Here is a 9,118-nt window from a genome sequence, read left to right as displayed (position 1 = left end):
CCTGAAACTAAGGAACGAGAGATCCAATGCCACAGAAGCGCCGAATCGTCTCAGGTAGTACAAGCGTACCGTAACGAATCAGGGCCACTGCGCCAGGGGGGCCCGAAAACGATCTGGATGGAGCAGGGCAATCCTTGAGGGAAGACCGCTCTGATCCTGCGGGCGAAGATAGCCCCAACTCACCAGAAAACAGGGCAACTTTTCTAACCCTGGTGTTGAGCGCACCGCCTCCAGCGTCGCCCGGCGGTCTTCCACAAAGCCACACAGCCTTCGCTGCTGCTGAAGCTGAAGCAGAACCTGAGGCTTGGCGCCAGCCTCACGGCCATCCAGGCGCCAAGGGTGCAGGCCAAGGCTGTTCAGCAGTTCAGCTGTGAAGGCCTGAGTTTTGGTGGTGAGAACAGACCAGTCCACCCCCTCAGCCTCCAACTGCTGCAGCCGCTCCACCAGACCGGGGAAAGGTCGATGCAGCGCCAACCAAACCGAACGGCTCTGCCGAACGGCTTGATCTCTGGCGTCATCGAGGGCCGCCTGCAGCTGCTCCGGCCGCCATCCACGCCGTTGCAGTGCCGAGGCCTGCGCGTCCCCATAGGACTCCAGCCAAACCTGAAGGTTCAGCACCGGGAGCTCTGCGGCCAGCAGAACCATCTCCCAACCGTGATGCACCCACGGCCGCAGCTGTCGGAAGGCGTCAGGCACCTGATCAGGCGTCAAGCCCTCTGGAGCAGCCTCAAGACGACGACAGGCATGCCAGGCACTCCACCAGTACTCCGCCATGCCATCAACGATGACCCCGTCGAAGTCGAAGACCAGGAGGGGGCGATCATTCATGGACGAAAACTGGGCCGCTAGGATTCGAACCTAGGAATGGCGGGACCAAAACCCGCTGCCTTACCACTTGGCGACGGCCCATTGATCCGTTTGAACCGCTACCTGCGGATCACCGGAGTACACATAGTTACCCACAGCAGCCAACCCTTCGTCAATCCACCGGGCGAACCAACCGACGGTCGATCAGCGGGGGAAAACCCTCAGGCGTGACATTTCAGCCTCACCGAAGACATCACTGCGCAATCGGTAACGGCGCACAAGGTCGGCCTGCATCCGGAGAACACGCTCACTGCGAGGCAGCAACTCCACCGGCCTGCCTTGCGGCATCACCACCTGTTCCACCGCAAGCCGGCATTCCTCGAGAGCAGCCAATTCATCGTCCTGAGACGCCCGATCCGGCGGAGTGACCTCTGCGGCTGTTTCGGTGGCCTGACGGCGCAAAAGACGGGCCATGGCACGGGTCACCTGGGGCAGGGTGTCGGACTTGATCACCAGGATCGGGATCCCCAGATCCCTGACCTGACGGCGAAGTGATGGTTGACGACTGAGGCCCAGCCGAACGCTCAACACCACATCGGCCTCACTCAAGTCCTCCACAACCCGCGCCTTCCAACCGTGGGAACGGATGGCCTCTTCCACAACACGAGATGGAACCCCGCAACAGAGAACCTGCAGATGCTCGGCGCTGGTCTCCTGCGGTGGTGGTTCCTCTGCCGCACTGGCCCCTCGGGCACTGGCTGCAGGCATGGGCACGGGAGCAGAGACCGGCTGATCCGCAAACGACCGCTGGGACGGAGGCCGCAGCAAACCGGAAGCCTGAGGCGGGTCCACCAGCTGAACGCCCCCCTCAGGCGACAGCTCGCGCTCCTGAACCCTTGGCTTCATGCCCCGGAGCAGTTGATCCACGGTGGCGGCAACGTCGGTGTGCACAGCCCAGCGCTGCCGGCTGTGCATTTCAACCGCCACCGGAAACGTTGGTTCGGCGGCGCGCTCCAACACAGTTTTCTGACTACGCCGCCGCCGGGCCTCCTCATCCCCGAGGGTGACCGCCTGAATGCCCCCCACCAGATCGCTGAGGGTGGGGTTCTTGATCAGGTTGGCCAAAGCATTGCCGTGGGCTGTGGCGACGAGAACCACACCACGTTCAGCGATGGTGCGCGCGGCCTGCGCCTCCAGCTCCGTGCCGATCTCATCGATCACGATGACTTCGGGCATGTGGTTTTCCACCGCCTCGATCATGGTTTGGTGCTGCAGCTCAGGCCTGGCCACCTGCATGCGGCGGGCCCGACCAATCGCGGGGTGGGGGATGTCGCCATCACCGGCGATCTCATTGCTCGTGTCGATCACAACAACGCGCCGCTCCAGCTCATCGGCAAGCACCCTGGCGATCTCGCGCAACGCCGTTGTCTTGCCAACACCCGGGCGCCCCATCAACAACAGGGACTGACCTCCATCCAGGAGGTCCCGCACCATGGCAACGGTGCCGAACACGGCTCGGCCCACCCGGCAGGTCAAACCGACCACCTCACCCTGACGGTTGCGAATCGCACTAATCCGGTGAAGCGTTCGTTCAATTCCCGCCCGGTTGTCGCCACCGAACTGACCGAGCCTGGCCACCACAGCCGTTAGATCCTCGCGGGACAAAGGCGTGGAACCCAACGCCAGGGCACGGCCCGGATAACGAGCTTCTGGAACCCGACCCAGATCGAGCACCACCTCAAGCAACTGCTCTCGCGCTTCTTCCGGCCGCAACTGCTCCTGCACCGCATCCGGCAGGAGCTCGAGAAGGCGATCCAGATCGTCGGTGACCCGTTGCGTGCCCATGGGATCTGCGCGTTTCAGCCTTCTAGCAAGAGCGCTGCAGCCATGGCGCAACCAATGGACGCGCGAGGGAGAGGGCACGCTTCCAACCCTCGGGCCATTGCCACAGGGCAAGGCCACGGGTTTGCGCCTCATCCAGCACAGGCATCAGCAAGCGACGGGCCACACCACCAAAGGCGATGCCAGCCGGCCGCTCCGTCGGACGCAGGAACTCCAGCGTTGCGGCGTTGGTACCACCGGCCAGCTGCAGCGGGCCCGGCGGGGCCAGACTTCGCATGGCACGCCAGAGCTGAACTGCAGCCCGCGCGGTGCCAGCCCCCACATCGCCGCTCATCGGACGCCCATCCAGCTGCCAGAGGGGTCTGTAACCGGCTTGGCGCAGGCGGGAGTAGCGACGCCAAAGCAAATCAGCCAACTGATCGGCCTTCACGCCGTGGCCCTCCAAGCCGGAGCTCACAGCCAAGCGCCGCAAGGGAACCTTGTGCTGCTGAAGGCTTTGGATCAGCGTTGCGAAGCCCTCGTCATGCCCAGATGCGGTGTGAATCTCCACAGCATCGGGCTGAATCGATTGGAGCAGGGAGATCACCTGTTCGGGCGCCAAGCGGTGGTCGCGCTCCTCAATCAGCCCATGGGGGCAAGCCGGCAGGCAGCGGCCGCAGCCATAACAACGCTGCTGGTCGATGCCAGCAGCGGGCGGAATCGCTGACGCCGGACAAATCCTTTCGCAGGGCCGCGGACAGTCCACAGGGCAGCGGCCAGGATCGAACCAGGCCTTGCGGAAGTGAGCATCGGTGCCATCGCTGAGGCTCACCATCAGCCAGGGGCGACGCCCTGTTTGCGCCTCAGCCCAGTCCAGGCCGCGACGCGCTGCCAGGGCAACCGCTGGATCGGCCGCCACATCAACGCAATGAACACCAACAGCCGAAAAGACTGCGGTCAGGTCGGCAATGGCCGGAAGATCCTGGTTGCTTGCTCCACAGATCAGCTTGACCCAGCGGCCCTGAACGAGGGCGTCGTCAGGCGTCAGACCTTCAGATATGTGGTCATCGGTTCCCACTGCAGGCTGCGCGCACCACCCATCTCCACGATGATGCGCAAACGCGGTTCGCGCTTGCAGAGATCGCAGAGCGAAAGAAGTTCGGAGCGCGAGAGCACCTGGCCTTCCAGCAGCCAGAGAGCCACGGGAGCATCACCTTCAAACAGGTCGCCGAGCTGGGGAGCCACCTCCTGCACTTCTCCCACAGCAGCACCACGACCAACACTTTGATGGCCGAGATGGGGCGGACGAATGCCGTGCTTCTGGGTGAGAAACACCTCCGGATCACCAAGACCACGGGCCGAAGTCATGCGGGTGCTGTAACCGGCACCGCGCAGACGTCTTAATAGACGGGTTTCTGCACCGCCTTCGAGCGGAGCCTGCACCGCCAGACAGCCATTGGCTTCGAGATCACGGCGAAATGCCTGACCGGTGAGAAGCAGAGGCATGGCAGCTACAGGGATTGAAGGAGATTCTGGCAGCAGGCAGAGGGATCAGGGGAGAGGGAAGGTCGGTGTTGTAGGTTCGTTGTTTGTTCTGTGTTTCTGTGCCCGTCCGCTAGCCGGGCCTCCAGTCGGCAGAACAGATTCGACGATTGCGTCGAATCCCCAGGCCAGTACGGAAGCTTTCTTCGGAGATCTCCGTCGGGAAACTGCAACAGCACATCGTGCAGATGCAAGTCCCAGCCTCGCTGAATCGTTCGCTAGCCCATTCGAATCCACTCCTTCGGGAGTTCCGCTTCGAACCACGTCTGCGTCCAATCGATCAGCACCTGACCCCATGCGGTTCTCCGCCTGGTGGTTGTCCACGCTGGCGCTTCCTCCCCATCCATGTCCATCGGCATCCTCGGGAAGAAGCTGGGTATGTCCCAGTTCTTCGACGAGCAGGGCAGAGCTGTTCCGGTCACCTTGATCGAAGCAGGCCCCTGCCGCATCACCCAACTCAAAAACGACGACACTGACGGTTATTCCGCAGTGCAGATCGGCTTTGGCGAAACCCGCGAGAAGCTGATCAACAAGCCCGCCCAGGGTCACCTCAACAAATCCGGTGAGGGCCTTCTGCGTCATCTGCGCGAATACCGCGTCGACAGCGTTGAAGGTCTCGAACTCGGTGGCGCCATCACCGTCGGCGATTTCGAAGCCGGCCAGAAGGTGGACGTCAGCGGTGACACCGTCGGCCGCGGCTTCGCTGGCTACCAGAAGCGCCACGGCTTCAGCCGGGGTCCGATGACCCACGGTTCGAAGAACCACCGCGAGCCCGGTTCGACCGGTGCCGGTACGACCCCGGGCCGCATCTATCCCGGAAAGCGGATGGCCGGTCGCTACGGCGGCAAGAAAATCACCACCCGCGGCCTGACCATCCTCAAGGTGGACAGCGAGCACAACCTGCTGGTGGTGAAGGGATCCGTGCCCGGCAAGCCTGGTGCGCTGCTCAACATCCGCCCGGCCTTGCGCGTGGGCGCCAAGCCCGCCAAAGGAGGTAAGTGATGGCCAGTTGTGTCGTTCGTGATTGGCAGGGCAAGGAAGCCGGCAAGGCAACCCTGGACCTGAAGGTGGCCAAAGAGACCACCGCCGTTGACCTGATGCATCGGGCCGTTCTGCGTCAGCAGGCCCATGCACGCCAAGGAACCGCCAGCACCCTCACCCGCTCAGAAGTGCGCGGTGGTGGTCGCAAGCCCTACAAGCAGAAAGGAACTGGTCGGGCCCGTCAGGGATCGATCCGCACTCCTCTGAAACCCGGCGGCGGCATCATCTTTGGACCCAAGCCCCGCACGTACAACCTTGCGATGAACCGCAAGGAGCGTCGTCTGGCCCTGCGCACCGCGCTGATGGCCCGCATTGACGATGTGACCGTCGTGAAGGACTTCGGTGCTTCGCTGGAGGCCCCCAAGACCCGTGAGATCACAGATGCTCTGGGTCGCCTCGGTGTTGCTGCCGGCTCCAAGGTGCTCATCGTTCTGACAAACCCCTCCGATGTTGTGCGCCGTTCCGTGCGCAACCTGGAGAAAGTCAAGTTGATCTCCGCAGATCAGCTGAACGTCTTCGACCTGCTCCACGCCAATGCTCTGGTGCTGGGCGAGGAAGCTCTCGCAACCATCCAGGAGGTCTACGGCGATGACTGAACGTTTCCAAGGACGCCTGGCGGATGTGATCCGCCGTCCCCTGATCACCGAGAAGGCCACCCGCGCCCTCGAAATCAACCAGTACACCTTCGAGGTGGACCACCGCGCCGCAAAGCCCGACATCAAGGCCGCCATTGAGCAGCTCTTCGATGTGAAGGTCACCGGCATCAGCACCATGAATCCCCCGCGACGCTCCCGTCGCATGGGTCGCTTCGCCGGGAAACGTGCCCAGGTGAAGAAAGCCGTGGTGCGACTGGCGGAGGGCAACTCGATCCAACTCTTCCCTGAGTCCTGAGGGGTCTGAATCGTCATGGCAATCCGTAATTTCCGCCCCTACACCCCCGGTACCCGCACCCGGGTGGTCACTGATTTCAGTGAGATCACCAGCCGCAAGCCGGAGCGGACCCTGGTGGTGGCCAAACACCGCCGCAAGGGCCGCAACAACCGCGGTGTGATCACCTGCCGCCACCGCGGTGGTGGCCACAAGCGCCTCTATCGCGTAGTGGATTTCCGTCGCAACAAGCACGGTGTCCCCGCCAAGGTGGCCGCGATTCACTACGACCCGCACCGCAACGCGCGTCTGGCACTGCTCTTCTACGCCGATGGCGAGAAGCGCTACATCCTTGCTCCTGCAGGAGTTCAGGTGGGCCAGACCGTGGTCTCCGGCCCTGATGCCCCGATCGAAAACGGCAACGCCATGCCGTTGTCCTCGGTGCCCCTCGGTTCGGCGGTTCACTGCGTTGAGCTCTACGCCGGTCGTGGTGGCCAGATGGTCCGTACCGCCGGTGCCAGTGCCCAGGTGATGGCAAAAGAAGGCGACTACGTCGCTCTGAAGCTGCCCTCCACCGAGGTTCGCCTGGTTCGCCGCGAGTGCTACGCCACCCTCGGCGAGGTCGGTAACTCCGAGATGCGCAACACCAGCCTGGGTAAGGCCGGTCGTCGCCGCTGGCTCGGTCGCCGTCCTCAGGTTCGAGGCAGTGTGATGAACCCCTGCGATCACCCCCACGGTGGTGGTGAGGGTCGTGCACCGATCGGCCGTTCCGGCCCGGTGACCCCCTGGGGCAAACCCGCCCTCGGTCTCAAGACCCGCAAGCGGAACAAACCCAGCAACCAATACGTGCTCCGGAAGCGTCGCAAGACCTCCAAGCGGAGCCGTGGCGGACGCGATTCCTGATGCAAACCATCACTTATCCGCTTGCTTAAACCGTTATGGGACGTTCACTCAAAAAAGGTCCGTTTATTGCCGACAGCCTGCTTCGCAAGGTTGAAAAGCAGAACGACAACGACGACAAGTCTGTGATCAAGACCTGGTCACGGGCCTCCACGATCCTGCCGATGATGATCGGCCACACGATCGCGGTTCACAACGGCCGCACGCATGTGCCGGTGTTCATCACCGAGCAGATGGTGGGCCACAAGCTGGGAGAGTTCGCTCCCACCCGCACCTTCAAGGGCCACATCAGAGACAAGAAAGGAGGCCGCTAAACCATGACATCGTCAACCCAAACGGCACCCACCGCCCAGGCTCACGGTCGCTTCATCCGAGGCTCCGTGTCGAAGGTGCGCCGTGTGCTCGACCAAATCCGTGGCCGCACCTATCGCGACGCGCTGATCATGCTCGAGTTCATGCCCTACCGCTCCACCGGCCCGATCACCAAGGTGCTCCGGTCTGCGGTGGCCAACGCTGAGCACAACCTCGGTCTCGACCCCTCATCTCTGGTGATCTCGAGCGCGACCGCTGACATGGGCCCCTCCATGAAGCGCTATCGCCCCCGCGCCCAGGGCCGGGCTTACCAGATCAAGAAACAGACCTGCCACATCAGCATTGCTGTGGCGGCTCAGACCGATTCCTGACCCCCGAGGACTCTGACCCAATGGGACACAAAATCAACCCAACCGGTCTGCGCCTGGGGATCACCCAGGAACACCGGTCACGCTGGTACGCCTCCAGCAAGAACTATCCGGCCCTCCTCCAGGAGGACGACCGGATTCGCAAGTTCATCCACAAGAAGTACGGCTCCGCCGGCATCAGCGATGTGCTGATCGCCCGTAAGGCCGATCAACTGGAAGTTGAACTCAAGACCGCACGCCCCGGCGTGCTGGTCGGCCGTCAAGGCAGCGGCATCGAAGAGCTTCGCTCCGGCATTCAGAAGACCATCGGCGACTCCAGTCGTCAGGTGCGGATCAATGTTGTCGAGGTCGAACGCGTCGACGGTGATGCCTTCCTCCTTGCCGAGTACATCGCCCAGCAGCTGGAGAAGCGTGTGGCCTTCCGCCGCACCATTCGCATGGCTGTGCAGCGCGCTCAGCGTGCCGGCGTTCTGGGTCTGAAGATCCAGGTGTCCGGTCGCCTTAACGGTGCTGAGATCGCCCGGACGGAATGGACCCGCGAGGGTCGGGTGCCCCTGCACACCCTGCGTGCCGACATCGACTACGCCACCAAGGTGGCCAGCACGACCTACGGCGTGCTCGGCATCAAGGTTTGGGTGTTCAAGGGCGAAGTGCTGAGCGAACAGGCTCAGCCCATGCCGGTGGGTGCCGCCCCCCGGCGCCGGGCCAGCCGTCGGCCCCAACAGTTCGAAGACCGCTCAAACGAGGGTTGAACAGGAGGCCTGAACCATGCTGAGTCCAAAACGCGTCAAATTCCGTAAGCAGCAGCGAGGCCGCATGCGCGGCGTCGCCACCCGGGGCAACACCATTGCCTTCGGACAATTCGCGCTGCAGGCACAGGAATGTGGCTGGATCACCTCGCGCCAGATCGAGGCCAGCCGTCGTGCCATGACCCGCTACGTCAAGCGTGGCGGAAAAATCTGGATCCGGATCTTCCCCGACAAGCCGGTCACCATGCGCGCTGCCGAAACCCGGATGGGTTCCGGTAAGGGCAACCCAGAATTCTGGGTGGCGGTGATCAAGCCCGGCAGGATCCTGTTCGAGATGGGCGGTGATGAAATCACCCCCGAAATCGCCAAGGAAGCCATGCGCCTCGCGCAGTACAAGCTTCCCGTGAAGACCAAGTTCATCCAACTGGATGAGCAGGAGAAGTCAGCTGGTGCCAAGGCTCCGGCAGCTTCTGAAGCCGTCACCGTGGAGTCCTGACCATGGCCCGTCCCAACGCCGCCGATGTGCGCAGCCTGTCCGATTCGGACATCAACGAACAGATCGACGGCCTGCGCCGCGAGCTGTTCCAACTCCGTTTCCAGCAGGCCACGCGCCAGCTCGCTAACACGCACCGTTTCAAAGAGGTCCGCATCAAGCTGGCCCAGCTGCTGACGGTGCAGTCGGAGCGCCAGCGCTCCACCGCCTCCTGATCC

Annotated in this window: 13 protein-coding genes and 1 tRNA gene; 9 read left to right on the top strand and 5 right to left on the bottom strand. The window is 63.0% G+C overall.

From position 1 onward, the window contains the following. Window positions 1-78: 78 nt before the first annotated feature. The 5 genes from DXY03_RS11210 to DXY03_RS11190 form a co-directional block, all read right to left on the bottom strand. Complete coding sequence (locus DXY03_RS11210; RefSeq protein WP_115010473.1) at window positions 79-828, bottom strand: HAD family hydrolase; 750 nt, start codon at window positions 826-828, stop codon at window positions 79-81. Window positions 829-837: 9 nt separating this feature from the next. After that, window positions 838-909: transfer RNA gene (locus DXY03_RS11205), tRNA-Gln, on the bottom strand. Window positions 910-1,011: 102 nt separating this feature from the next. Beyond that, window positions 1,012-2,652: an AAA family ATPase gene (locus DXY03_RS11200; RefSeq protein WP_115010472.1), complete on the bottom strand. Its 1,641-nt coding sequence runs from the start codon at window positions 2,650-2,652 to the stop codon at window positions 1,012-1,014. Window positions 2,653-2,674: 22 nt separating this feature from the next. After that, window positions 2,675-3,706, bottom strand: coding sequence for an LdpA C-terminal domain-containing domain (locus DXY03_RS11195; protein ID WP_115010471.1), 1,032 nt, complete (start codon window positions 3,704-3,706; stop codon window positions 2,675-2,677). Then, window positions 3,673-4,134, bottom strand: coding sequence for an NAD(P)H-quinone oxidoreductase subunit N (locus DXY03_RS11190; RefSeq protein ID WP_115010549.1), 462 nt, complete (start codon window positions 4,132-4,134; stop codon window positions 3,673-3,675). Before DXY03_RS11190 ends, DXY03_RS11195 begins: the two co-directional genes overlap by 34 nt. Before the next feature lie 381 nt (window positions 4,135-4,515). On the opposite strand from DXY03_RS11190, the gene rplC reads away from it, so the two are divergent. Genes rplC through rpmC form a run of 9 tightly spaced genes read left to right on the top strand, consistent with a single transcriptional unit; the run spans window position 4,516 to window position 9,115 of the window. Next, window positions 4,516-5,172, top strand: coding sequence for a 50S ribosomal protein L3 (gene rplC / locus DXY03_RS11185; protein ID WP_115010470.1), 657 nt, complete (start codon window positions 4,516-4,518; stop codon window positions 5,170-5,172). Further along, the gene (gene rplD, locus DXY03_RS11180) at window positions 5,172-5,807 is read left to right on the top strand and encodes a 50S ribosomal protein L4 (protein ID WP_114987276.1); all 636 of its coding nucleotides are present in this window, start codon (window positions 5,172-5,174) and stop codon (window positions 5,805-5,807) included. Before rplC ends, rplD begins: the two co-directional genes overlap by 1 nt. Next, window positions 5,800-6,102: a 50S ribosomal protein L23 gene (locus DXY03_RS11175; RefSeq protein ID WP_006850625.1), complete on the top strand. Its 303-nt coding sequence runs from the start codon at window positions 5,800-5,802 to the stop codon at window positions 6,100-6,102. The genes rplD and DXY03_RS11175 overlap by 8 nt, the downstream gene beginning before the upstream one ends. Before the next feature lie 15 nt (window positions 6,103-6,117). Next, window positions 6,118-6,981 carry a 50S ribosomal protein L2 gene (gene rplB / locus DXY03_RS11170; RefSeq protein ID WP_006851794.1) on the top strand — a complete coding sequence of 288 codons (864 nt, stop codon included), beginning with the start codon at window positions 6,118-6,120 and terminating at the stop codon, window positions 6,979-6,981. A gap of 35 nt (window positions 6,982-7,016) precedes the next feature. Continuing rightward, a complete protein-coding gene (gene rpsS / locus DXY03_RS11165; protein WP_006849645.1) occupies window positions 7,017-7,292 on the top strand; it encodes a 30S ribosomal protein S19 in 276 nt (91 codons plus the stop codon). A gap of 3 nt (window positions 7,293-7,295) precedes the next feature. After that, the gene (gene rplV / locus DXY03_RS11160; protein WP_114987273.1) at window positions 7,296-7,661 is read left to right on the top strand and encodes a 50S ribosomal protein L22; all 366 of its coding nucleotides are present in this window, start codon (window positions 7,296-7,298) and stop codon (window positions 7,659-7,661) included. 20 nt (window positions 7,662-7,681) lie between these two features. Continuing rightward, window positions 7,682-8,410 carry a 30S ribosomal protein S3 gene (gene rpsC / locus DXY03_RS11155; protein WP_011363386.1) on the top strand — a complete coding sequence of 243 codons (729 nt, stop codon included), beginning with the start codon at window positions 7,682-7,684 and terminating at the stop codon, window positions 8,408-8,410. 16 nt (window positions 8,411-8,426) lie between these two features. After that, window positions 8,427-8,903, top strand: coding sequence for a 50S ribosomal protein L16 (gene rplP, locus DXY03_RS11150; RefSeq protein ID WP_006851743.1), 477 nt, complete (start codon window positions 8,427-8,429; stop codon window positions 8,901-8,903). A 2-nt stretch (window positions 8,904-8,905) separates the two neighbouring features. Continuing rightward, window positions 8,906-9,115 carry a 50S ribosomal protein L29 gene (rpmC, locus tag DXY03_RS11145; protein WP_115010469.1) on the top strand — a complete coding sequence of 70 codons (210 nt, stop codon included), beginning with the start codon at window positions 8,906-8,908 and terminating at the stop codon, window positions 9,113-9,115. Window positions 9,116-9,118: the final 3 nt, after the last annotated feature.

The sequence above is a fragment of the Synechococcus sp. N5 genome, from assembly GCF_900473925.1.
Classification (GTDB): domain Bacteria; phylum Cyanobacteriota; class Cyanobacteriia; order PCC-6307; family Cyanobiaceae; genus Parasynechococcus.
The sequence above is the reverse complement of the archived record's forward strand: the minus strand, read 5'-3'. Positions and strand labels throughout refer to the sequence as shown.

Bases quoted from the DNA above. Each gene is read 5' to 3' on its own strand.
- DXY03_RS11210 (WP_115010473.1), bottom strand. From the start codon at position 828: ATGAATGATCGCCCCCTCCTGGTCTTCGACTTCGACGGGGTCATCGTT.
- DXY03_RS11200 (WP_115010472.1), bottom strand. From the start codon at position 2,652: ATGGGCACGCAACGGGTCACCGACGATCTGGATCGCCTTCTCGAGCTC.
- DXY03_RS11190 (WP_115010549.1), bottom strand. From the start codon at position 4,134: ATGCCTCTGCTTCTCACCGGTCAGGCATTTCGCCGTGATCTCGAAGCC.
- rplC (WP_115010470.1), top strand. From the start codon at position 4,516: ATGTCCATCGGCATCCTCGGGAAGAAGCTGGGTATGTCCCAGTTCTTC.
- rplD (WP_114987276.1), top strand. From the start codon at position 5,172: ATGGCCAGTTGTGTCGTTCGTGATTGGCAGGGCAAGGAAGCCGGCAAG.
- DXY03_RS11175 (WP_006850625.1), top strand. From the start codon at position 5,800: ATGACTGAACGTTTCCAAGGACGCCTGGCGGATGTGATCCGCCGTCCC.
- rplB (WP_006851794.1), top strand. From the start codon at position 6,118: ATGGCAATCCGTAATTTCCGCCCCTACACCCCCGGTACCCGCACCCGG.
- rpsS (WP_006849645.1), top strand. From the start codon at position 7,017: ATGGGACGTTCACTCAAAAAAGGTCCGTTTATTGCCGACAGCCTGCTT.
- rplV (WP_114987273.1), top strand. From the start codon at position 7,296: ATGACATCGTCAACCCAAACGGCACCCACCGCCCAGGCTCACGGTCGC.
- rpsC (WP_011363386.1), top strand. From the start codon at position 7,682: ATGGGACACAAAATCAACCCAACCGGTCTGCGCCTGGGGATCACCCAG.
- rplP (WP_006851743.1), top strand. From the start codon at position 8,427: ATGCTGAGTCCAAAACGCGTCAAATTCCGTAAGCAGCAGCGAGGCCGC.
- rpmC (WP_115010469.1), top strand. From the start codon at position 8,906: ATGGCCCGTCCCAACGCCGCCGATGTGCGCAGCCTGTCCGATTCGGAC.